The organism is Cellulosilyticum sp. WCF-2, assembly GCF_003990395.1.
Taxonomy (GTDB): Bacteria; Bacillota; Clostridia; order Lachnospirales; family Cellulosilyticaceae; genus Cellulosilyticum; species Cellulosilyticum lentocellum.
In genome coordinates this window covers 438,564-462,303 of record NZ_CP034675.1, presented here as the reverse complement: position 1 = coordinate 462,303, position 23,740 = coordinate 438,564, and the positions used below count along the sequence as shown (strand labels likewise).

The following is a 23,740-nucleotide window of genomic DNA, read 5'->3' as shown; positions in this document are numbered from 1 at the left end:
GCAGAAAAACGAAGCTAAAGAAAACAGGGAGCAAGAAGAGCATGTTACATTAGATCCCGCTCATATGACGAAAGAAGATATAGAAAGAGAACTAGCTAGGCCGCTTTTTAAGGATACGAGACAAGAGTTTGAAAGTAAGATTAAGCAGTATATTAATAAGCATCCATCTCTTTAAAAAATCCGATAACTTGCATATGAAAATCTGGAATAATATACAAATGATAAGAATATATATAAGACTAGAGAAAGTTAGTCCAAATTTATAGCAAAGTATTTATCATGTATACATATATTTGTATATAAGCCATAGGAGGGGGAAATATGTCAGTAGAACTGATAAAAAAGCCAATCACATTAGATGAGATGACTAAGAAAGAAAGTGTTCAAGTCATTAAAGAGCGTGACCTTATAGTACCCGATGGAAAACCAGATATGCAGTCTGTAGTGCAGATTGATGGAAGAATTAATATGGATCAAATTGATGTAACACAAGACCGTGTCATGTATAGGGGTAAAGTTGATTTATGTATCCTGTATAGGGCGGTTAATAATTCTAAATGCATCTATACCATGAAAGGATCTATTCCTATTGAAGATTTTGTCATTATGGATGGGGTAAATAGAGACCAGAGGGTAGATTTTGATTACGAAATAGAACATATCAGTAATAGCATTCTTAATGAGCGTAAACTGAATGTTAAAGTCATTATGCAAGTTGATGTAGGGGCTACAGGTTCTAAGGATACAACTGTTATTACAGAGGTAAGAGCAGATGGTCCTATTCAAACAAGAGAAGAGCCAATTGAAATTGTCAGCTTGGGTCATGAAAAAGAGGAAAAGGTCATAGTTAAAGAAGATTTAACCATTGCTCAGAATAAACCTTGCATTGGTGAAATTCTTAAATCAAATATGCAGATTAAAGAAGATCAAGTTAAGCGCACAGATAACGAAATTAAGTTTAATGGTATGATTGAAGTAACAACCATGTATAGGGTAGCAGAAAGTGATGAGGGAATAGAAATAGTAACGCATCGTGTTCCTTTTGAAGGTAGTATTGAAAATATGAAGGGTGAAAATGAAGTGTTTTGGGACTGCTCTCTCAGTGTAACACCCTCCTATATGCAAGTGGCACCAGATTATGATGGAGAAGACCGCATCATAGAATGTGAATGTATGGTAACGGCAAACTATAATACTTATAACAAATGTAGTTACGATACAGTTTCTGATATCTACTGCCCAGGTAAAAATGTAAAGACTAAGGAGAAATCCTTGGATTACATGAATCTAGTAGATCGGATAGAGATAACAATGCCTAAAAAAGAGTCTATGGCTATTGAAGATAGGCCAGAAGATACAATGGAAGTTTTCAGCATAAATGTTAAACCTATAGTAGAGGAGAAATCTTTGGTTAATGACAAGCTAACACTTCGAGGAATCCTTGAAATTACAACTGTTTTCCTTGTTAAATCAGAGGAGAACAATACTATTGATACAGCAGTTAATATCGTTCCATTTATACAAGAAATGGATGTTAAAAAGGTACCAGAGAAGGCTTATATTGCTCCTGTTGTAAGAGCTAAAGATGTAAATATTTATGCCCAAACGAAGAGAGAATTGGTGATTGAGTACTTACTAGACTGTATGGCAGAAATCTATGGTCAAGATAGGCTGAATGTATTAGAAGAAATTGATATTGATGATATGACCAAAGAACAGATAGATAATTATCCAAGCATGACAGTATATCAAGTAAAAAAAGGAGATACACTTTGGAGTTTAGCTAAACGTTTTAATACCACAGTTAAAGATATTCAGGATATTAATGACATTGATATACCAGAAAACTTACGTGAAGGACAAAAAATAATTATCCTTAAAAAGGTTAAATTTTAAGGTTAAAATAAATAGAAGGTTTAGCAAAGGCAACTCCTGTAAGCATTGTAGGAGTTGCTTTTTGCATTTATCATTAAACAAATTTTAAACTTTTATAAAAATAATTTAGAAAATGGATATTGTATACAGGGAATACATTCTCATTGACTTTGTATTTTAAGTGAGTTTATAATAAAACAAACACAAGTTATTTTTATTAAGGGAGCATATTATGAACTCAATTATATTAAAAGGAAGAGCTAAAATTAATTTGACGCTTGATGTAGTTGGGAAGAGAGAAAATGGCTATCATGATTTGCAAATGATTATGCAGACGATTAATTTATATGATACGATTTTTATTCGTAAGGCAAAGACACCTGGAATTAGATTAACAGCTAATTTCTCATGGCTTCCGACTAACGAGAAAAACATTGCTTATCGCGCAGCTCAGTTATTTTTTGAAGAAGCAGGCATAGAAGAATACGGAGTATCCATTGAAATTACTAAACGCATTCCAGTAGCAGCAGGACTCGCTGGTGGAAGCACAGATGCAGCAGCGACCCTTGTAGGCTTAAATAGATTATATGAAACCTTCTATAAAAGAGAGAAGCTTATGGAAATGGGACTTAAGTTAGGGGCAGATGTACCATTTTGTATCGCGAGAGGAACAATGCTTGCAGAAGGGATAGGAGAAGTGTTAACACCACTTAAACCTGTTCCAAGTATGCATGTGGTATTGGTTAAACCACCTATTAGCGTTTCTACAGCTTCTGTATATAAGGGGCTAGATATAAACCATATCAAGTTACACCCAGATACACCAAAGATGATACAAGCTATAGAAGCACAAAGCCCATATGAAATTGCTACTCACATGGCCAATGTGCTAGAAGAAGTCACTATTCCTATGCACCCGATTATAGGAACGATTAGAAGAGAATTAGTTCAGCATGGTGCTATGGGGGCTATGATGAGTGGCAGTGGCAGTGCAGTATTCGGATTATTTGACAGCAAGGAAAAAGCTAATAAGGCAGCTCAATATTTTAAAATAGAACGTAGTATAAGAGAAGTATATGTTACCACTACCTATTCACCTATAGAGAAAAAGAAGGATAAAAATGGAGTAAAATATGGAATAAAAAGAAGAGGTGTGAAAGGATGCTAGAAGATACTTACAACATGAAGATTAATGAATATCTCCCTTTAAGAGATATTGTTTTTCAGACACTTAGGAATGCAATTATTACTGGGGAATTACAACCAGGCGAAAGATTAATGGAAACTCAGTTAGGAGAAAAGTTAGGAGTAAGCCGTACACCTATTAGAGAAGCCATTAGAAAACTTGAGCTAGAAGGGCTTGTAGTAATGGTACCACGTAAAGGTGCACAAGTGGCACAATTTACAGAGAAAGATATTCAAGATGTTCTAGAAGTGAGAGCAGCTCTAGAAGCATTGGCAGCTAGACTTGCTTGTAGGCGAATGGATGATCGTGCATTCCTTAAACTTCAACTTGCTATTGCAGAATATAGCTATGCCGCAAAAAGTAGAGATTTAGAAACAATGATTGAAAAGGATGTAGAGTTCCATGATATCATTTGTAGTGCAACACAAAATGATAAACTTATTCAGCTTTTTAACAATCTTAAAGAGCAAGTTAACCGTTATCGTATTACCTACCTTAAAAACGTGGAAGACAGTGAGACAGTTGAGGCAGAACACATTGCTATTTTAGAAGCACTTAAAAATAAGGAAGAGGATGTGGCTAGTAAGCTAGCAACAAAGCATATTAATAAACAATGTGCCTCTATTACTGACTTTGTTAAGCAAAAATATAAATAATGAGTAAAAAGGGTTGTAAATCTTGGTTAGTAGCAAAGATTTATAACCCTTTTTATGCTCGTGATTGACAGCTAATATTGCTAAAAGCAAGAAATAAAGTTGGAATTTCGAGGGGTATCAATTAATACTAAGAGCGTCTTGAATAGATGATAGAAGAGTATGATAAAAATTAGACGAAAGAGTTTTGTAATTAAGTAAATAAATGTAAGGAAAATAATTATTAATACAAATAAATTTAGATAAATAGTCATATTATGCAAACCACAGTATGTACAAGGCTTATAGCAAATATCAACTAAAATATAATGCGATTATACTGAATATTATATAAAAAAATATAGTAGCAATACATAAAGATAAATGTTAAAATATAGGCATTGAAAATGTCATAGTATGGAGCTGAGGAGGAAAGAGATGAATTACAAGCAAAGTTATGAAATGTGGCTAGAAAGTGATGTTATTGACATAATTACAAAAGAAGAATTAAAAGCACTTAATAATGAAAAAGAGATAGAAGACCGTTTTTATAAAAATTTAGAATTTGGTACAGGTGGACTTCGAGGAAAAATCGCTGCTGGTACTAATAGAATGAATATATATACAGTAGGAAAAGCAACACAAGGTCTTGCAAAATATTTAGTTACAAATTTTACAAATCCTAGTATTGCTATTGCTTATGATTCAAGAAATATGTCAGATGTATTTGCAGAAACAGCAGCTAAGGTATTAGCGGCTAATGGTGTAAAAGTATATTTATATGAAAGTTTACGTCCTACGCCAATGCTTTCTTTTGCTGTAAGACATCTAGGAGCAGAAGCTGGTATTGTTCTTACTGCTTCACACAATCCAAAAGAATATAATGGCTATAAAGTATATGGTAGTGATGGTGGACAATTAACAGATAATGCAGCTAATGAAGTATTAGGTTATATCAATGAAATTGACTTATTTACAGGGATTAAGACAATGAATACAGAAGATGCTGTAAAAGCTGGTTTACTTGTATACATTGGAGAAGATGTAGATAATGCGTACTATGAAAAAGTAGAAACAGTAGTTGTTAACAAAGAGCTTGTTAAAGAAAGAGCAAGTGAGCTTAACATCATCTATACACCTATTCATGGTAGTGGAAATATACCTGTTAGAGCAATGCTTAAGAGACTTGGATACACCAATGTCCATATTGTAAAAGAGCAAGAGCTTCCAGATGGTAATTTCCCAACAGCACCATACCCAAATCCTGAAAATCCACAAGTTTTTGAACTTGCTATCGAGATGGCAAAAGAAGTAGGTCCAGATCTTATTTTCGGAACCGACCCAGATTGTGATAGAATTGGTGTTATTGTTAAAGAAGACAGCGGAGAATATAAAGTATTAACAGGGAATCAAGTAGGGGTATTACTTTCTGAATATATGCTTAATGCAAGAAAAGAAACTGGTGTACTTAGTACAAAAGATACCTTAATCAAAACAATCGTAACGACAGAAATGGCTACTAGAGTAGCAGAAGCTTATGATGCTCAAATAATGAGCGTACTTACTGGTTTCAAATACATTGGAGAAAAAATTGAAGAATTTGAACAAACAGGTTCAAATAACTTTGTACTTGGCTTTGAAGAAAGTTATGGCTATTTATCTGGTGGTTTTGTAAGAGATAAAGATGCTGTTATTGCTGCTACACTTATTGCAGAAATGGCACTCTATTATAAAACAAAAGGTAAAAACCTTGCACAAGCCCTCCATGATTTATTTGAGAAATATGGATATTATAAAGAAGAGTTAGTTTCTATCACAATGGAAGGTAAAGATGGCCAAGAGCAAATTGCAGCCATGATTACAGCTCTTAGAGAAAATACACCAACAGAAGTAAACGGTGTTAAAATTGCTACAGTAGAAGACTATAAGTTATCTACACGTACAAATGTACTTGAAGGAACAAAAGAAGAAATCAAACTTCCAAAATCCAATGTACTTAAATTTGTACTTGAAGATAGAAGTTGGTTCGTTATTAGACCATCTGGTACAGAGCCAAAAGTAAAGATTTATGCATCTGTAGTTGGGAAAGATGATGTAGATGCAGCGAAAAAGAGTAACGCGTTTGTAGCTAATATTAAACAAATACTTAATGTTAAATAAACCATAGACATTTATAAAGCCGAGTTTAAATCCCATAAGGGTATTAAACTCGGCTTTTCTATGTATTAAATAATATACTGTAACTCAACATGCACATAGTTATGTTCTGTAGTAATAGAATCTATTTCTACAGATAAAATAGTATCAAAGCCACAGCTTTGCCAAAAAGCTAAATCTTTCCAAGTTTTAAGAGCAGTATAAACACTTACTGTTTTATAATTCTGCTTTCCGAAGGCTTCTATAAGGTATGCTAATACATCTTCACCATAAGCCTTGTTTTTATAGGTGTCTGTAATATAGAAGAATGGAATATAGATATTATCAGAAGTAGGAAAGCCTAGATATACTTCTATATAACCAATCATATGCCCCTTTAGGTAAATGCAGTATATATAGCTACTATTTGCTATATGATTTGAAGGTAATGCTCCTTTACGCAAAATGACTTCTGGAGATGTAATTTCATAGCCGGAGTCAAAAGAATAGCACAGGGTAGCCTCAGCATAAATTTTCTTTAAGACCATTAAATCCTCAGAGGTTGCTAGGCTTAATTGTAAATGCTCAGTAGAAATAGTAGTGTTTAACATGTTAGTGGCCCCCTTTTTAATAAAAAGTGCATATGTAGGATAATTTATAATTAAATAATATTAAGTTTATATGAAAAAGTCAAACAGAATTCGAGTAAAAGCAACAAAAATTTTTGATTAATAGATAATAAATTTAATTAATATATAAAATTTTATGTATTGAAAAAATTAAGAATAAAAAGTATAATTATACTGATAATACAAAGCGTAGAAAAGAAGAAGTAGAATAAGCTAGGCTAACAGAGAGTTCCCGGTAGGTGAGAGGGGCAAGAAGATGCTTATTTGAATACATCTTGGAGTGTTGCTTCAAACAAGTATAAGCTTAAGTAGAAGCAAACGGTAGTGCACCCGTTATCGTGCTAGAGTATAATTAGCTTTGTGGCTAACGTACTTGAAGAGGTTATTATCGTGAGATAATAGCAAAAAAAGGTGGTAACGCGGGATATCAGCTCTCGTCCTTTACATAGTTAAAGGATGAGGGCTTTTTTGCTGCCTTTTAGGTAAAATCCTTTGTATTAGAAATATTAAAAAAGGAGATGAAGGTATGAGCGTGTATAGTGTCAAAGTGTTATGTGTGCTGGTTTTTATCTTAACTATGGTGGGTGTAGGGGTATACAGTAAGGCAAAAGTAAAAAACTCTAGTGACTTCTTATTAGGGGGAAGAAATATGGGGGGATGGGTAAGTGCTTTTGCCTATGGAACTTCTTATTTCTCCGCAGTTATTTTTATAGGTTATGCCGGAGCTCAAGGTTGGGAATTTGGCATACCTATTATATGGATTGGTATAGGAAACGCTGTGTTTGGTTGTTACTTAGCTTGGAAGGTTTTAGCTAAAAGAACTAGAGAGATGACACATAGGTTAGATGTAAAAACTATGCCAGAGTTTTTTGAAAAACGTTATAATAGTAATAATATGAAATTAATAGCAGCAGTGATTATGTTTATCTTTTTAGTTCCATATACGGCTTCTGTATATAAAGGCCTAGGATATATCTTAGAAAGCTCTTTTAATATTGATTTTAATTTAGCAATCTTTTTTATGGCGTTACTTACAGCTATTTACCTCGTATTAGGTGGGTATGTGGCTACAGCTATTAATGACCTGATACAAGGTGTTGTTATGTTGGTAGGTTGTGTTCTAATGGTAGGCTATGTCTTATATCATCCTAATGTAGGAGGATTACAAGCGGGACTTGAGGCATTAAATAAACTAGATCCTGCGCTTACTGCTCCGTTAGCAACAGGAGATAAAGCACTACCTCTATTAGGATTAGTTTTTATGACTAGTTTTGGAGTATGGGGTTTACCACAAATGATTCATAAATATTATGCAGTTAAAGATAATGCAGCCATTAAAAAAGGAACCATTATTTCTACAGTATTTGCATTAGTGATAGGTGTATCTGCTTATTTTACTGGTTCTTTAGGAAGATTGTTTTTTATTGATCCAAGTTCAGGAGTAGCAGTTATGCCAACTACAGCAGCAGGAGTACCTAATCCTGATATGATAGTTCCTACTATGTTAGAAGGAGCATTACCTGCTATGCTTATGGGTATTATTATTGTATTGGTTTTATCAGCATCCATGTCTACATTAGCTGCATTAGTACTTGTATCAAGCTCTACTATTTCTATTGACTTCATTAAAGGCTTTTTAGCACCTAAACTCTCAGATAAAGCAATCATGGTTATGATGCGTGTGAGCTGCATTGTATTTGTAGGGGTGTCATATCTTTTAGCAGTTATTCAATCTAGTACAATTGTTAATCTGATGTCTTTATCTTGGGGTGTTATTTCAGGAATGTTCCTAGGACCCTATTTATTTGGGCTTTGGTGGAAGAAAACTACTAAAGCAGGAGCATGGGCAGGCTTTATTGGTGGTGGATTAACTATTACCATTGGAACTATCCTTATCAACCAAAAGCTGCTTCCAGCAGGAGTAACATCACCTGTTATTGCTAGTCTAGCAATGATTGTATCGTGTATAGCCGTGCCGGTTGTAAGTGTACTAAGTACCCAGATGAGCGAAGCACACTTAAATCAAGTGTTTGGAGAAGCAAGAGAACTGTAAATCAGCAAATATTTTAATGGTAAGAGTCAATTAATTCATTTAAATCTTCCTATTAAATAGAGTTTATCGAATCAATGCATAAATAAATACAATCTATTTAGTATGACCTATAGTCTTCTAGAATTAAATGATATGTTCTAGAGGTTATAGGTCTATTTATAATGTGTATGATAATATTAGGTTTTTGCTATAAAAATGTACAAATTAATATGAAAAAAATACATATTTATATTTGACTAATAATAAACTCTAGTATATCATTTAAAGAATAAAAAGAATAAAATTTAAAAATATGAATAAAAACAGCATAATCGATGAAGAAAGGGATGTTAAAATGAAGAAGTTAACAAAGGTCTTAAGTTTAATGATGGTAACAACACTTTCACTTATGGGTGTAGGTTGTCAAAGCACTGCTACAGACAGTGGACAAACTGCTTCAACAGGGGATGCACAAAACTATAAAATAGGTGTTATTCAACTTGTAGAACATGCAGCTCTTGATGCTGCTTATAAAGGATTTGTAGATGGGTTAAAAGAAGCAGGATTTGAGGATGGCAAAAATATTACTATTGATTATCAAAATGCTCAAGGTGATCAATCTAACTGCCAGACAATCGCTAATAAGCTTATCAATGATCAAAACAATCTTATTTTAGCCATTGCTACACCAGCAGCACAAGCGGTAGCTAATACAACAAAGGATATTCCTATTTTAGTAACAGCAGTAACTGACCCAGCAGCAGCAAAGCTAGTTGCTTCTAATGAAGCACCTGGTGGTAATGTTTCTGGTACATCTGATTTAACACCAGTTAAAGAACAAATTGGCCTTATTACACAGCTAGTTCCAAATGTAAAAAAGGTTGGTCTTTTATATTGTTCAAGTGAAGCTAATTCAAAATTCCAAATCGAAATTGCTAAGAAAGAATTAGAAGCATTAGGGCTCGAAGGGGTAGAAGCCACTGTTTCTAACTCAAATGAAATTCAACAAGTAACACAATCTCTAGTAGGTAAAGTAGAAGCTATTTACATTCCAACAGACAATATGCTTGCAGCAGGTATGGCTACAGTAGCTCAAGTAACTACACCATCTAAGCTTCCAGTTGTTGTTGGTGAAGAAGGTATGGTTACAAATGGTGGAACAGCAACCTATGGAATTAACTACTACAATTTAGGAAAATTAACAGCAGCTCAAGCAGTTGCTATACTCAAAGATGGTAAAAAAACAGCAGAAATGCCTATTGAATACGCTAGTGAATGTACACTTGTAGTAAATGAAGAAGCACTAAAAGCAATGGGCATAGAATTACCTCAAGAATTAAGTGATCAGCTAGTAAAATAGGAGGTTTATATGAACATATTATTGGCTATAGTAGGGGCCATTTCTCAAGGTGTATTATGGGGACTTATGACTTTAGGTGTGTATATCACCTTTAAGATATTAGACTTTCCAGATATGACTGTTGATGGGAGCTTCGCTTTAGGTGGTGCGGTAAGTGCTATTTTAGTTGTAAAAGGAGTTAACCCATGGCTAGCAATATTACCTGCTATGTGTGCAGGAATGATAGCCGGAGCTGTTACAGGCCTACTACATACAAAAGTAAAAATCCCAGGTATTCTAGCAGGTATATTAACAATGCTTGCTTTATATTCTATTAATGTACGTATTCAAGGACAGGCAAATATCCCTCTTTTAGGAGAAAGAACAGTTATTTCAACCTTAGGTGAAGTAATTCAGACTTCTACAAACAATTTAGCTTTAATCATTGGATTAATTGTTTCTGTAGGTATTGTTGCCGTTTTATACTGGTTCTTTGGAACAGAACTTGGAAGTTCTATTAGAGCAACAGGAAATAATGAATATATGGTACGTGCCTTAGGTGTAAACACAGATAAAATGAAGATTATTGGTCTTATGCTTAGTAATGCCTTAGTTGCCTTATCTGGAGCCTTTGTTTCACAAAGCCAAGGTTTTGCAGATGTAGGTATGGGTCAAGGAGCTATTGTTATAGGGCTTGCTTCTATTATTATAGGAGAAGTTATTTTTGGCAATCGCTTTAACTTTGCTTATAAGTTAGCATCTATCATTGGGGGCTCTATTATTTATCGTATTATTATAGCGGTTGTACTTCAATTAGGAATGCAGTCTACAGACCTTAAATTACTAACAGCAGTTATCGTAGCTATTGCATTAGGTATTCCAGTAATGAAGAAAAAGCTAGATCAGCAGGCTAAGAGAAGGGAGGCATAACATGTTAAAGATAGAAAATCTATATAAGACATTTAATCCAGATACCATTAATGAGAAGAAAGCTTTAAATGGTATTGACCTTCATTTAAAACAAGGAGATTTCGTGACCGTTATTGGTGGTAATGGTGCAGGTAAATCTACCTTATTAAATATGATTGCTGGTGTTTATTTAAGTGATAAGGGCTCTATTGTTTTATCAGGAGAGAATATTACTTATCAATCAGAACATAAACGTGCTAGGCTATTAGGTCGTGTATTTCAAGATCCTATGAGGGGCACAGCAGCTGCAATGGAGATAGAGGAAAATCTAGCTATGGCTTATCGTAGAGGTAAGAAAAGAGGTTTAAGTTGGGGCATTACAAAGGAAGAGAAAAGCCTTTATGTAGAAAAGTTAAAGATGTTAGATTTAGGCTTAGAAAATCGTCTAACTTCTAAGGTGGGGCTTCTTTCAGGAGGACAACGTCAGGCATTGACCTTGCTTATGGCTACACTTCAAAAACCACAGCTATTGCTGTTAGATGAACATACGGCGGCCCTTGACCCTAAGACAGCACATAAAGTGTTAAGCCTTACTGAACAAGTGATTGCAGAAGGTCAACTTACAGCGCTTATGGTAACACACAATATGAAGGATGCTATTAGATTAGGTAATCGCCTCATTATGATGCATGAAGGCCGCATTATCTTTGATATTGAAGGCGAAGAAAAGAAAAACCTAAAAGTAGCTGATCTACTAAAGATGTTCGAAGAAGCAAGTTCAGGTGAATTTGCTAATGATAGAATGTTATTAGCGTAATAATAAGGATAAACTAAAGTAAAAAGTAGAATTATAGTTAAGACTAGAGAATTAAGTTAAAGACTTACTCTCTAGTCTTTTTTTGAAATTTATGGGTATTTGGGTTGTTATAGGATTAGTGGACTATGATATAGTGATAATATGATCTAGTAGAAACTACGAATATAAGGGGAATATTAGAAGATAGGAGCTTTGTTAATAAATATGATATAATAAGGAAAAAAGTCTTTGGGGTGAGTTGATGGATATAAAAATAATTGAGAAGTTAAACCCTATTTACGAAATTCTTGGGTTACTTTATATGAGCAATGATTATGGCAATTTCGAGAAAATGGCTATTGAACAGTTAAGTAATGAAGGGATAAATGGAGAGATTTTCATAAAGAAAAATTTAAGAGTGATAGAAAAATATGTAAAAGCATTTGATAAATATAAAGTTATTAATGATAATGAAATTTTATTTTTAGGTGATAACGAACTTGAAGTTTTCCTGATTCTTGCAAGCGTATTAATTAATAATAATAACATAATTGAAAATATTAATGGGATGACTAATGAGGAATTAAAGAAATTAATCATAGATGTATACAATGACCAGGCAGAAGGAAATGAAAGTGTTGAATCTATAGGGGATTTAAGGGGGATCATAGATTTTTTAAAGGAAGCAGACATCAGTGAAAGTAGTAAATGGAAGATGATTGCTGTATTGGATGCTCCTAAAGATTATTATATTAGATTAATCAGAGTAATAAATGATAATATGAAGGCCTATGAGGAAGCATACAAGGCTATAGGTAATCATATAAATAAGCTTCTCTCAGATTTAATAAAATATATTAACTCAGGGAAATGTGAAATTCTGAATAATATTATTGAAATGCCAAATCAAGAGAATGTTATAATACCTACTTTAGCATTTGGTGCAACGTTCATTAATATCAATAACACGTATTTTGTAGGTTTATTAGTTGAGTTAGTTTATAAAGAAAAATTAAAAGTAATGGGAAATAAGGGAGAGTTAGTGCTAAAGCTAAAGGCACTAAGTGATAAAAGTAAATTAGAAATAATAACTTTGCTTAAGAGTGGACATAAATACAATTTAGAAATAGCAGAAGCTTTGGGGTTAAGCCCAGCAACGGTTTCTTATCACATGGGATCATTACTAGAATACGGAATGGTAACAATAGAGAAGAAGCAAGGTAAAGTCTATTATTTTCTAAATGAACCTGGATTAAAAAATTTTATGAATGAACTTAGTAACGTATTATTTTAATAGAGCTACTTAGATAGATTAAGGAGATTAATCTTACCTAAGTAGCTCTATTTTTTGAAAATAGTTAGATGATTTTAAAAATTATTTGACATATATCTAATGAAGAATTAATATAAAAATATAATTTGATAATAATTAAATATATTAGACAAACATCTAATATACTAAATGAGGGGGATGTAGGGTGAAAGAATGTATTAAAAAAAGTAAGTTTTTATTAGCGTTGACGTTGTTACTTAGTTCATTATCATCAATATCAATTGTATACTTGTCCGTATTTGTACAAAAAACTATCGATTATGTCACAATAGGAGATAGTAATAATTTTCGTAATATCCTTATTTATACTATTAGCTATTCAATAACATTGGGATTAGTCTATTTTGCCTATGATATTTGTAGTAAGAAATTCATTAGAAACGTTCTAAAGATGCTAAGAAGTAAGGTTTTTAGAGGAATAATGAGAGCTAATCACAAAGATTTTACCAATAATAACACAGCAGATTATATTTCTGCATTAACTAATGATATGAAACTTATTGAAGAGAATTATATTATTCCACTACTGCAAATCTTACAATATACAGTTATGTTTATAGCGACAGTTATTCGTCTAATCATTTTAAGTCCAATAGTTACATTAGCATTATTTATTAGTATGCTACTACTATTTATTGTGCCTAGTATTTTTGGGAAAGCCTTAGAAAGTAAGCAGCTTGAAATATCTAATAGCTTATCAATATTTACTTGTAAGCTAAAGGATATGTTTTCTGGATATGATGTTATTCGATCCTTTAACTTAAAAGAGAAGATAGATGATGAATTTGAAGAGAATAATGAAAATATAGCGCGGATAAAATTTAATGCAGATAGACTGTTTGCTATTAATGAATCGGTGTCTCAAATACTAGGACTTGGAACTCAGCTTGTAGCCATTTTTTTATCAGGGTATTTTGTGCTGAGGGGTGATCTTTCAATGGGTATACTAATTGCTGTATTCCAGCTTTCAGGAACACTTGTGCAACCTGTAATAATAATCATGAGCAATATACCTAAAATCGGCAGTATGAAAGCGGTTCTTGAAAGATTAGAAACATTTTCAGAGTATGCCGACCATGGATTAATAGGCACGGATGAACCTACTTTTAATAAAAGCATAGAAGTTTCTAATTTACAGTTTAGTTATGATGAAGATAAGACTGTTATAAAAGGAATAGATTTAGAACTGAAGCAAGGGAAGAAATATGCAATTGTAGGAGGCAACGGTTGTGGTAAATCCACATTAATTAAGCTTATATCAGGATATTACTCAAATTTTACTGGTAATATTAGTTATGATGGAAAGAGCATTGAAAATTTAAGTATTGAAAAAGTTAATACAATGATGGCTATGATCCATCAAAATGTATACATGTTTGATAAAAGTATTAAGGATAATATATGCCTATTTAAGGACTTCACAGAAGCAGATATTAATGCTGCGTTAGAGTCAAGTGGAGCAGATAAATTTATAGGTAATATGAAAGATGGATTAGATTATTTAGTGGGTGAAAATGGAAGTAACCTGTCAGGAGGTCAAAGACAAAGGGTAGCTATAGCTAGAGCATTGATTCAAAAAACACCAATCCTTATATTAGATGAGGGTACATCAGCTATAGATATGCAAACAGCTTATGATATAGAAAGTAAACTTTTAAGTATAGATGATTTAACATTAATAACGATTACTCATAAAATGAGTGAAGAATTATTAGGCTTATATGATGAAATAATTTATATGGAAAACGGACTGATAATGGAAAACGGAACCTTTAAAGAGTTAATCAATAAGGAGGAAAAGTTCCTTGATTTTTATAGTTTAGCAAAAATGAGCTAGAGGAGATATTTTATTTCTTTCAATAAAACTTTTACACAATAGAGAAATAGATAAATTTGATAAATGAATACATTAAAAAATGCAGAGGCTATAGATAAGAAATGACGGCTCCTGCATTTTTAGTTAGTACATTGTAATTAGAATCTTTTGATATATAATAAAGATAAAAGTAAGGAGAAAGGAAAGTCGTATGTGTATGATAGTCATTGATTTAAGCAAATTACTCTGTACAAGATCTAATAAGAGGACGATCCTTGTATAGAGTAGTAGTTTAGTCGTCCCAATTAGATTTTGTACTTTTAGTTAAATACATTATTAACTAAAAAGGAGAAATCTAATGAAAGATTATAAATGGAATACATATATTATATTTTGGCTTACACAAATAATTTCACAGCTAGGAAGCTCTATGACTAGTTTTGCACTTATATTATGGGCATATAGTAAGACGCAGTCAGCGATGTCTATGTCACTGATGTCATTTTGCAATTATTTACCTTATATAGTAGTCAGCTTATTCGCAGGGGCATTTATTGATAGGCATAGAAAAAAGATGATTATACTAGGAGCAGATATGATTGCTGCTCTAAATACATTAGTAATACTGTTATTGCTAATGATTGGGAAGTTAGAGCTTTATCATATTTACATGGTAAATGCAGTCACAGGTGTAATGAATGCTTTTCAGGGGCCAGCTACTTCAGTGGCTATAGGAATTATTGTACCTGAAGGGCAATATGAAAAAGCTAGTGGAATGAATTCTTTTTCAAGTTCTGTATTAACAGTAGTTACACCAATGCTTGCCACTTTTATTTATGGAATTCTAGGATTAAAGAGCGTTATTTTGGTTGACTTATTAAGCTTTATAATAGCTTTTGTGGTACTTGCTGGTTTTACTCATATACCTGAAGGGCTTATAAGTAAAGAATGCAAAAAACAAACATTACTAGAGGGTTGCAAAGAAGGGTGGATGTACTTAAAAGAGCATAAAGGAATTTGGTACTTAGTATTAAGTATGACAGTAGCCAATTTGTTTTCACGTATAGGCTATGAAAATATTTTACCAGCATTAGTTTTAACTAGAAGTGGTGGAGATGAAGGCATATTAGCTTTAGTTACAGGATTTATAGGTTTTGGTGGCATTATAGGGGGCATAGCAGTTACCTTCATCAAATTCCCTAGTGCAAGAATAAAGGTGATTTATTTCTCTACAGCATCTTCATTCTTAGTAGGAGATATATTAATGGGAATGAGCAGGAATGCATGGATGTGGTGTTTCTCTGCTATAGCAACTAGTGTACTGATTCCTTTTATTAATGCAGGTATCAATGGCATTATGTATGAGAAGGTTCCTAAAGAGATGCAAGGAAGGGTGTTTTCAGTGAGAAATGCACTGCAAAATGGGACTATTCCTGTTGGGATATTACTAGGTGGTTATTTGGCTGATTATGTGTTTGAACCTTTTATGAAAGCCGATAACCAAATTGTTAGGTTCTTAGAACGAATAGTAGGAACAGGAAAAGGAATAGGTATGGCTGTTATGTTTTTATGTACAGGTATTTTAGGTGCGTTGTTTAGCGTGATATGGTATAGGCATAAAGATATTAGGAAGTTAGATTAAAATAGAATAAAAAAATCCTAGGACATAGGTGTATACAGAAGTAGCTTATGTTCTAGGATTTTTTATTTAAGGAGAAAAGTAGATTTCCTTAGTGGTTATATTTAAGATTATAGCTCTCATAATATGTTGCTCCTTTGTACATGATGTGGGTATATAGCTACTATAAGTGAGTTATAGATAAAAGGATTATAATAGGGGATAGTATCACAAAAATAAGGTTAGAAAAGCATGAGTGTGTTAAAATAGAGAGAGAATGATACTAAGATAAAATAAGGAGTCCTTTAATGAAAATAGAATTAATCTGCGTTGGTAAACTTAAAGAAAAATACTTGGTGCAAGCTATTGATGAATATAGTAAAAGATTAAGCAGATATTGTAAGCTCAATATGATTGAACTAGCCGATGAAAAAACACCGGATAATGCCTCAGAAAAAGAAGAACTTATGATTAAAGATAAAGAAGGAGAGAAAATTCTTTCTAAAATAAGTGATACAGCTTACGTAGTAGCTTTAGATTTGCAAGGCAAAATGTTATCTTCAGAAGAACTAGCAAGCTTTATAGAAGATTGTGGTGTAAGGGGAAATAGTCATCTTGTTTTTGTCATAGGAGGGTCATTAGGGTTATCAGATGCTGTGAGAGCACGAGCTAATTATAAATTATGTTTTTCAAAAATGACATTTCCTCATCAGCTATTTAGAGTCATGCTATTAGAACAGATTTATAGAGGGTTTAGGATTAATAATAATGAACCATACCATAAGTAAGTGATAGAAATAATGAAGCTATAAAAGGCAATACTTTGATATATACTATAATAATGAAGTAAATTTATATAAATACTTATTAGTCTAGCGGTGTAAATGTATAACAAGAGTATTCAGAATTAATAAAATTTGATATAATCTTATTAGGGACAGATTTATTTTGTCATGAATAGATAGGGGGAGTCTTATGGAAAGGCCTAATGAGTTTATAGAGAAATATGGTAAGGGGAAAAAATTGATTGTTGCTATTATAGTAGGGCGTATTATTTTAGAATGTCTTAGTATTGCAGCTGCTATTTCTCGTGAGTCTGGAGGGGGAGCAGCCGCAATAGGATGTATCATTTGGGCAATATTATTAGTGAAATTGTATTCAGGTAGTATATGGGTACCTTATGTTATTGCCACACTACAGGGCATAAGTACACTGATTGGAATTAGGTTACTATTAAGTGTGCTACCAGTATTGACCACTGGATACGGAAACATTTCACTAATGATAGTGACGTTGGTAGTGGTATCCTATTTAATAATTTCAGCGATTATTTTATTTAAAAATGAGAATATCAAGATCTTTCTAGAATATCAAGCTTAGGAAAATTAAATCTCTATTTTCTTAAAGGATAAGGGAAAATAGTAATTAGTAATAGTTAAAGCTAACGGATAATCTAATAAAATTTATTAATCAATCGATAGAAGTATCTAATAAAGATGCTTCTGTTTTTGCATTATGGGAGAATTTTAGCTGTATCAATTTAGACATGAGGTTATTACTTGGTAATGGAACGGTGAGTCATACCATAAATAAGAATCAAATCTTGCAAAACTAATGCGTATGAATTACATACTTTGTGACCATTTAACTCATAATAAATTTGTACGTATTTTAAGTAGCATAATATGAGGAGGATGGTTTGATGCCAAAGATAAGTTGTAGCGTAGTTTCTTGTTCTTATAATCAAGGAAACATATGTAGTGCCAGTATTTTGAATATTGTAGGGGCTAAGGCGAATATTACTGAGGAAACAAGTTGTAGTACCTATATCAATAAAGAGAAAGTTAGTAATGCCGTAGATGATAAGGTTAAAACAGGAGAGACAGAAGCAGTACTTTGTGAAGTGGAAACATGTATCTATCATGTCAGAAGTCACTGTTCTCTAGCAGATGGTATTGAGGTAAGCAATCTAGGAGAAGCAGAAACTTATAGGGATACAGACTGTTTAAGCTTTGAGCGTAGATCGGAATAAAATGTAGTTAGATAAAGGGAGCTGTTGTATTAAGCAACGGCTCCTATATTTTTCTTTTACATAATAGATTAAAGGATAATTTGCAAAATGATTCACTCAGAAATTTCCAAATGCATACAATACAGTAAAATGATTTTTTGGAGGGAATATGATAAGCGATCAAAGATATGTAATTTTATCACTTGAATTACATTTATTTTTCTCAAGAATTATGAAGGAACATGCACTTTTTTTAGAAGCAGGGTTTATGCCTAAAGACTCAAAGCTTGCTAGTGAGGCAGAGCATTACAAGAGAGAATTTGAAAGGTTACTGTCACAGGTGGTGAGTCTCAGTAATGGCGTAGTAAGACCAAGCGTTTTAAATTCTGGCGAGGTGGTAACTGACTATACATTAGGAACAGAAAGAAAGACTCAAAATTTCACAGGGATAAAGATAGATCAAAATATAACGATGCAGGAATCACAACTATATAGTGGAAATAACCCGCAGATTGGACCTAATACAGTAAATCGTGTAAGGCAACTTAACGCTAATGCAAGGAATCTTATTAATGGGCTGATTAATTTTAAGCAGAGACTATTAAACGGTGTTCTATCTTGTGATTTATTTACAGCTAATTATCCATTACTAATCGAACATATATTGCGGGAGGCAAGGCTATATTTGTCATTAGTAGGCGACTTAGAAAATAGGGTGGATATTGATTCTAAAGATGCTAGAGAAACGGAGTTGTTTTGGGATCAAATTATGATGGAGCATGCATTGTTTATAAGAGGATTACTTGACCCTTCTGAAGATGAATTAATTACCACCTCAAATGAATTTGCTAATGAATTTAAGAATTTAATTCAAGAGGCACAAACCATGACAAATGTAACAATAAATAGTGTTACTAATGAAACTTTAAATCAAACTATTCAATTGAAGAATTTTAAACAAGCGGGAACAGAAGGGATTGCTAGTTGTAAAATAAGATCTATAATACTGCCACTTCTGGCTGATCATGTACTAAGAGAAGCTAATCATTACATTAGATTATTAGAGACTTATGAAGGGACGTAATGATAGAACTGAGTAGCTATGTTGTGGTGATATGAAAGTAACTTATTAGAAGAATGATAGAAACTAAGGAAACGATATTAACCTTGTAATTATTAGGTTAATATCGTTTTTTGATAGAGATTCTTGTATTTACAAAATGGAGGTATGATTTATGAGAGTGACTTTATAAGAGCAAAAATAGGTATAACTAGGAGCTAAGGATGAAAGCTACAGGTAGTTTGGGACAAGACGAATAATTTTATCGTCAGAGATTTTAGCATCTCCTCGACCATCCCTATTACTAGTACTAAGATAGATTGAACCATCTGGGCCTTGAATAACTTCGCGTAAACGCCCGTATTCATTTAGAAACCATGATTCAATGTTCTCTACGAGAGTTCCCGATTCATCTAAAGAAATAACGAGTAGTCTTTTTCCATATAAAGTAGCAACAAGCAGTTTACCTTGAAATGGTCCTTGATTTACAAAAGTAATACCAGAAGGTGCCCATGTCTCATCGCCGCTGTTTATAAGAGGTCGTTGTAACATCATACCAGGCAAATCCTCATCTCCTTGAACAAGTGGCCAACCATAGTTTGCCCCAGGATAGATGATATTAATTTCGTCATGGGCAGATTGACCATGTTCCGATGCATATAAAATATTTTGCAAGCTCCATGCTAGCCCTTGTGGATTTCGATGGCCAAAGCTATATATAGGAGAATTAGGGATTGGATTATCAGTAGGAATATTACCATCTAATGTTAGGCGGAGGATTTTTCCAGCAGTGCTTGTGAGGTCTTGTGCTAAAAGGGGGTTGGTTGCATCTCCTGTTGAGATATATAACATTTGGTCAGGTCCTATCTTTAGTCTTCCACCATTATGAAACCTCCCGCCTGGAATTTTATCTATCAGAATGCGGTCAATAGATGCACGATTATTGTTTTCTGTTAATCTAATAACACGGTTATAGATTTGCCCATCTTCAGTGTAGGTATGCATAACATAAATATAGTGATTTTGTGAAAAGGTAGGATCCAGGACAAGTCCCATTAAGCCTCCCTCATCTTGACTAATAAAAGGAGATGTAAATGTAATAAGTGGATTTGGAAGAAGTATGCCATCTTTAATAACTCTGATGGAACCAGAGCGTTCCGTAAAATACAATTTGCCGTCGCTACTGATATCTATAGCCCAAGGAACATATAAATTTTCCGCAATAACTTCAACATTGTAAGGAAGTTGTCTTGAACGGACCAATCTTGAGGCGATGTGGAGAGGATTAGACCTTAAAACAAGTATAGCACATAAAAAGTTTAGTATTATTTTCTCCATTTTAATATCCTTATGATTAATGTGTCATTATTATATTATTGGGTTATCAAAATAATGGTGCATTCAGGTCAGTAAGAAAAATAAAAAGTACGCTCAATAACTATAAAAATAATAAATGTAAAATATAAATTTTATTAATGTAAAAAAATTAAAAAATATGATTTTTCTGTATAATTAGATGTGATATAATAAGATAGCCTAATTAATATGGCAATAAAAGGGATTTGATGGTGAAAATATGTTTAACTCGGTTTATTTTCTGATTATTATGATCTTTTCCTGTTTAATATGTTTGTTTTTTGTCATTTTTAATTTGTATTATAATGAGAGGTATTTAAGTTGTATATGTGCCAGTAATATTTGTGTTGTATTAAGTATTTTGCTACTTGTTCTTTACAAGGCAGCAAATGAACATTGGATTTTAAAAGGAATAACTTCAGTTGTTTTTTGTTGTGGCATACTTTTAAGTACTAGCGCAATATTAGTGCTTATGAAGGTTAAATTAAAACCTTCTTACTTTTTGGTGATTTTAGGTTTTTTAATAGTAGACTTTTTTTGTTATCCATTTTGTATAGGAATTAGTGTGTTTTTACATAAAATTATTCTAGTACTAGTATCACTAATCGTTGCTATTATGTTTTTTCACTCTAGAAGCAAGAGTGTATTAGCAAAGCTATTACTATGTAATAATATTATTTTAGCCATAATACAGTGGATATTTGCAGGAATATTTTATTCTAAAGGACCAACCTATTTCTTTTGGGATAATGTGGCCTATATTATACATAATTTTATTACTTCTACAATATTTGTATGTATTACTATTCAAGAATCTAAAGCATATTATGCACAGAGAGTAGATGAACTAAAGGGGGAAATTGTCCTAGGACAAAAGCAATTACAAGAGAGCTACGAAAAGAATGAACTGCGAAGTAGTATTTTTGCTGATTTATCTCATGAATTAAAGACGCCTATTAATGTGATTTATAGCAATATTCAATTGTTTGAAAAGTGTATGTCGGAAGATTCTACTGGAATATCAGAATCCGATAAGTATCTAAAAAGCATGCAAAAGAATTGCTATCGTCTTATTAAATTAGTTAATAATATCATTGATATGAACAAGATTGAATCAGGCTATATGAAGTTAGAAGTGAAAAATTATAATATTATTCCTTTTATAGAAGACATGGTTATGTCAATTAACGCTTTTGCCATGCAAAAGCAAATTAACGTTATATTTGATACAGAAATAGAAGAGCTTATTATAGCTTGTGATATGGATAAGGTTGAAAAGATTGTTTTTAATCTACTTTCTAATGCTATTAAATATACTCCTGAGGGGGGAGAGGTTTTAGTTTATATAAGTTATGATACGAATGATATATGTATTATGGTGCAAGATACAGGAGAGGGAATTCCAGAAGAACTACATGAAGCTATCTTTGGCCGTTTTATACAAAATAAAGGTGAACTTCATCAGAAATATAACAGTAGTGGTATTGGTCTGGCACTTGTTAAATCTCTTGCAGAGTTACAACAAGGTAGAATCTGGATTGACAAGGAATATAAAAAAGGGTGTAAAATGATTTTTTCCTTGCCACGTATTGTATTAGATCATATGGAGCCTATATTATATAACAATATGGGTTACAGTGAGTATAATATAGAATTTATATAAAGAAAGAACTATCACCTTGTGGTGATAGTTCTTTCTTTATATAGGATTAGCGAATAAAGTTGATAAATATTGTTATAATAGCTGAGTTAACAAAGTCAATAAACAAACAACCTACAATTGGAACAACAAAGTAAGGTGTAGGAACAAAGCCATATCTATTTGTAAGCTCATCCATATTAGCAATAGCATTTGGAGTAGCACCCATTCCAAAGCCACAGATTGCAGAAGCAAATACAGCCGCCTCGTAATTTTTCCCCATGACTCTATAGGTTATAATATAAGCAAATAAGCCTACTAAAATAACTTGGGCGATAAGCATAATGAAAAGTGGCAGTGCTAAATCGAATAGTTGCCAGAGTTTAAGTCCCATTAATGCCATTGTTAAGAAAAAGGATAAGCTTAATCCTCCTAGTGTCTCAATTTCCTTTTCCACAATAGGTTCTTTTCTAAAATCATATATATTTCTTATAAGGGCAGCAACTAACATAGCTCCAATATAAGAAGGAAAAGTTAAGCCAGATGCTTGGATTAACTTAGAAACGAGAGAACCGAGTCCCATTGCAATAAACAAGAAGCATGCACCTGTCATTAATCTTTTGAAAGATAAGATATTATGATTTTCTTCATTGTAATCGCCTACTTCCTCTGGTGGGGTAAGGTCATTCTCATCATGGACTGTGTGCAGTTTATAACGAAGAATCAAGTTTCTAGCAACTAAACCACCAATGATACTACCCATAATGAGACCAAAGGTTGCGGAAGCGACAGAAACTGTAGTGGCACCAGTAATTCCCATATCTTCAAGGATGGGACCAAAGGAGCCAGCAGTACCGTGTCCACCTACCATAGGAATAGAAGCGGTGCAAAGTCCCATTAAAGGGGATAAGCTAAATAATGAAGCTAATGTTACGCCAACTGTATTTTGTAAGATAACAAGTAACACTGCGAGCGAGAGAAAGGTAATTACTTTAATGCCACCTTGTTTTAGTATTTTGACACTGGCAGTAAACCCGATGCTAGTAAAAAAGGCTGTCATAAATATGTTTTGAAGTGTTGTATCTAAATTAATAGTTGCAATATTAGTTTGATTGAGTAGAAGTATTAATAGAGCAAAGATAAAGCCACCTACAACTGATGGCGGAATGCAATACTTAGAGAGTATAGAAAATTTAGTTCTCATATACTTACCCATGTAAAATACAAGAGAAACTAAGGCCATAGTCTCATAGATATCTAAATTAAATGTCATACATTATCTAGTCCTTTCTAGTACTTATTTGCGCATAGTATATAGCATAAGAAAATTAAAGTATAGCCTAATTAACCTAATTATGTAAAGGCGGAAGCAG

General features: G+C 32.9%; 19 protein-coding genes and 1 other annotated feature. Of the genes, 16 read left to right on the top strand and 3 right to left on the bottom strand.

Annotated features, from left to right (window positions below):
• Positions 1–321: 321 nt before the first annotated feature.
• The 4 genes from EKH84_RS01855 (at position 322) to EKH84_RS01840 (ending at position 5,853) form a co-directional block, all read left to right on the top strand.
• Positions 322–1,896 carry a DUF3794 and LysM peptidoglycan-binding domain-containing protein gene (locus EKH84_RS01855; RefSeq protein ID WP_127064908.1) on the top strand — a complete coding sequence of 525 codons (1,575 nt, stop codon included), beginning with the start codon at positions 322–324 and terminating at the stop codon, positions 1,894–1,896.
• 211 nt (positions 1,897–2,107) lie between these two features.
• Complete coding sequence (gene ispE, locus EKH84_RS01850) at positions 2,108–3,043, top strand: 4-(cytidine 5'-diphospho)-2-C-methyl-D-erythritol kinase (protein ID WP_127064907.1); 936 nt, start codon at positions 2,108–2,110, stop codon at positions 3,041–3,043.
• The gene (locus EKH84_RS01845) at positions 3,037–3,717 is read left to right on the top strand and encodes a GntR family transcriptional regulator (protein WP_127064906.1); all 681 of its coding nucleotides are present in this window, start codon (positions 3,037–3,039) and stop codon (positions 3,715–3,717) included. The genes ispE and EKH84_RS01845 overlap by 7 nt, the downstream gene beginning before the upstream one ends.
• A 414-nt stretch (positions 3,718–4,131) precedes the next feature.
• On the top strand, positions 4,132–5,853 hold the full coding sequence (locus tag EKH84_RS01840) for a phospho-sugar mutase (RefSeq protein ID WP_127064905.1): 1,722 nt from the start codon (positions 4,132–4,134) through the stop codon (positions 5,851–5,853).
• A 65-nt stretch (positions 5,854–5,918) separates the two neighbouring features.
• On the opposite strand, the gene EKH84_RS01835 is transcribed toward EKH84_RS01840, so the two are convergent.
• Positions 5,919–6,440, bottom strand: a complete 522-nt coding sequence (locus tag EKH84_RS01835) for a GNAT family N-acetyltransferase (protein ID WP_127064904.1) — start codon at positions 6,438–6,440, stop codon at positions 5,919–5,921.
• Positions 6,441–6,639: 199 nt separating this feature from the next.
• Positions 6,640–6,903 (top strand) — a binding site (T-box leader).
• Positions 6,904–6,984: 81 nt separating this feature from the next.
• On the opposite strand from EKH84_RS01835, the gene EKH84_RS01830 reads away from it, so the two are divergent.
• The 11 genes from EKH84_RS01830 to EKH84_RS01780 all read left to right on the top strand — a co-directional run bounded on the left by EKH84_RS01830 (position 6,985) and on the right by EKH84_RS01780 (position 19,396).
• Positions 6,985–8,511, top strand: coding sequence for a sodium:solute symporter family transporter (locus EKH84_RS01830; RefSeq protein ID WP_127064903.1), 1,527 nt, complete (start codon positions 6,985–6,987; stop codon positions 8,509–8,511).
• 334 nt (positions 8,512–8,845) lie between these two features.
• Entirely contained in the window at positions 8,846–9,850 is a 1,005-nt protein-coding gene (locus EKH84_RS01825) for an ABC transporter substrate-binding protein (protein WP_127064902.1), read from the top strand.
• A gap of 9 nt (positions 9,851–9,859) precedes the next feature.
• Positions 9,860–10,759 (top strand): ABC transporter permease, encoded by a 900-nt coding sequence (locus tag EKH84_RS01820; RefSeq protein WP_127064901.1) that lies wholly within the window; start codon positions 9,860–9,862, stop codon positions 10,757–10,759.
• A 1-nt stretch (position 10,760) separates the two neighbouring features.
• A complete protein-coding gene (locus EKH84_RS01815) occupies positions 10,761–11,555 on the top strand; it encodes an ABC transporter ATP-binding protein (RefSeq protein WP_127064900.1) in 795 nt (264 codons plus the stop codon).
• A 241-nt stretch (positions 11,556–11,796) separates the two neighbouring features.
• A complete protein-coding gene (locus EKH84_RS01810) occupies positions 11,797–12,828 on the top strand; it encodes an ArsR family transcriptional regulator (RefSeq protein ID WP_127064899.1) in 1,032 nt (343 codons plus the stop codon).
• Positions 12,829–13,012: 184 nt separating this feature from the next.
• A complete protein-coding gene (locus EKH84_RS01805; RefSeq protein WP_127064898.1) occupies positions 13,013–14,704 on the top strand; it encodes an ABC transporter ATP-binding protein in 1,692 nt (563 codons plus the stop codon).
• A 337-nt stretch (positions 14,705–15,041) separates the two neighbouring features.
• A complete protein-coding gene (locus tag EKH84_RS01800; protein ID WP_127064897.1) occupies positions 15,042–16,325 on the top strand; it encodes an MFS transporter in 1,284 nt (427 codons plus the stop codon).
• A gap of 284 nt (positions 16,326–16,609) precedes the next feature.
• Complete coding sequence (rlmH, locus tag EKH84_RS01795) at positions 16,610–17,089, top strand: 23S rRNA (pseudouridine(1915)-N(3))-methyltransferase RlmH (protein WP_127064896.1); 480 nt, start codon at positions 16,610–16,612, stop codon at positions 17,087–17,089.
• 187 nt (positions 17,090–17,276) lie between these two features.
• The gene (locus EKH84_RS01790; protein ID WP_127064895.1) at positions 17,277–17,681 is read left to right on the top strand and encodes a hypothetical protein; all 405 of its coding nucleotides are present in this window, start codon (positions 17,277–17,279) and stop codon (positions 17,679–17,681) included.
• A gap of 322 nt (positions 17,682–18,003) precedes the next feature.
• Positions 18,004–18,333, top strand: coding sequence for a DUF1540 domain-containing protein (locus EKH84_RS01785; RefSeq protein WP_013659058.1), 330 nt, complete (start codon positions 18,004–18,006; stop codon positions 18,331–18,333).
• Positions 18,334–18,481: 148 nt separating this feature from the next.
• Positions 18,482–19,396, top strand: a complete 915-nt coding sequence (locus tag EKH84_RS01780; RefSeq protein WP_127064894.1) for a DUF2935 domain-containing protein — start codon at positions 18,482–18,484, stop codon at positions 19,394–19,396.
• A 207-nt stretch (positions 19,397–19,603) separates the two neighbouring features.
• Here EKH84_RS01780 and EKH84_RS01775 read toward each other — a convergent pair whose 3' ends face one another.
• Positions 19,604–20,710 carry a PQQ-dependent sugar dehydrogenase gene (locus tag EKH84_RS01775; RefSeq protein ID WP_127064893.1) on the bottom strand — a complete coding sequence of 369 codons (1,107 nt, stop codon included), beginning with the start codon at positions 20,708–20,710 and terminating at the stop codon, positions 19,604–19,606.
• A 583-nt stretch (positions 20,711–21,293) separates the two neighbouring features.
• Between EKH84_RS01775 and EKH84_RS01770 the strand changes: the two genes are divergently transcribed.
• Entirely contained in the window at positions 21,294–22,391 is a 1,098-nt protein-coding gene (locus EKH84_RS01770) for a sensor histidine kinase (RefSeq protein ID WP_190283454.1), read from the top strand.
• Positions 22,392–22,437: 46 nt separating this feature from the next.
• Here the strand turns inward: EKH84_RS01770 and gltS are convergent, their stop codons facing one another.
• Positions 22,438–23,640, bottom strand: a complete 1,203-nt coding sequence (gene gltS, locus EKH84_RS01765; protein WP_127064891.1) for a sodium/glutamate symporter — start codon at positions 23,638–23,640, stop codon at positions 22,438–22,440.
• Between the last annotated feature and the right edge of the window lie 100 nt (positions 23,641–23,740).

Coding starts and splice junctions, on each gene's coding strand:
- EKH84_RS01855 (WP_127064908.1), top strand. CDS start 322: ATGTCAGTAGAACTGATAAAAAAGCCAATCACATTAGATGAGATGACT.
- ispE (WP_127064907.1), top strand. CDS start 2,108: ATGAACTCAATTATATTAAAAGGAAGAGCTAAAATTAATTTGACGCTT.
- EKH84_RS01845 (WP_127064906.1), top strand. CDS start 3,037: ATGCTAGAAGATACTTACAACATGAAGATTAATGAATATCTCCCTTTA.
- EKH84_RS01840 (WP_127064905.1), top strand. CDS start 4,132: ATGAATTACAAGCAAAGTTATGAAATGTGGCTAGAAAGTGATGTTATT.
- EKH84_RS01835 (WP_127064904.1), bottom strand. CDS start 6,440: ATGTTAAACACTACTATTTCTACTGAGCATTTACAATTAAGCCTAGCA.
- EKH84_RS01830 (WP_127064903.1), top strand. CDS start 6,985: ATGAGCGTGTATAGTGTCAAAGTGTTATGTGTGCTGGTTTTTATCTTA.
- EKH84_RS01825 (WP_127064902.1), top strand. CDS start 8,846: ATGAAGAAGTTAACAAAGGTCTTAAGTTTAATGATGGTAACAACACTT.
- EKH84_RS01820 (WP_127064901.1), top strand. CDS start 9,860: ATGAACATATTATTGGCTATAGTAGGGGCCATTTCTCAAGGTGTATTA.
- EKH84_RS01815 (WP_127064900.1), top strand. CDS start 10,761: ATGTTAAAGATAGAAAATCTATATAAGACATTTAATCCAGATACCATT.
- EKH84_RS01810 (WP_127064899.1), top strand. CDS start 11,797: ATGGATATAAAAATAATTGAGAAGTTAAACCCTATTTACGAAATTCTT.
- EKH84_RS01800 (WP_127064897.1), top strand. CDS start 15,042: ATGAAAGATTATAAATGGAATACATATATTATATTTTGGCTTACACAA.
- rlmH (WP_127064896.1), top strand. CDS start 16,610: ATGAAAATAGAATTAATCTGCGTTGGTAAACTTAAAGAAAAATACTTG.
- EKH84_RS01790 (WP_127064895.1), top strand. CDS start 17,277: ATGGAAAGGCCTAATGAGTTTATAGAGAAATATGGTAAGGGGAAAAAA.
- EKH84_RS01785 (WP_013659058.1), top strand. CDS start 18,004: ATGCCAAAGATAAGTTGTAGCGTAGTTTCTTGTTCTTATAATCAAGGA.
- EKH84_RS01780 (WP_127064894.1), top strand. CDS start 18,482: ATGATAAGCGATCAAAGATATGTAATTTTATCACTTGAATTACATTTA.
- EKH84_RS01775 (WP_127064893.1), bottom strand. CDS start 20,710: ATGGAGAAAATAATACTAAACTTTTTATGTGCTATACTTGTTTTAAGG.
- gltS (WP_127064891.1), bottom strand. CDS start 23,640: ATGACATTTAATTTAGATATCTATGAGACTATGGCCTTAGTTTCTCTT.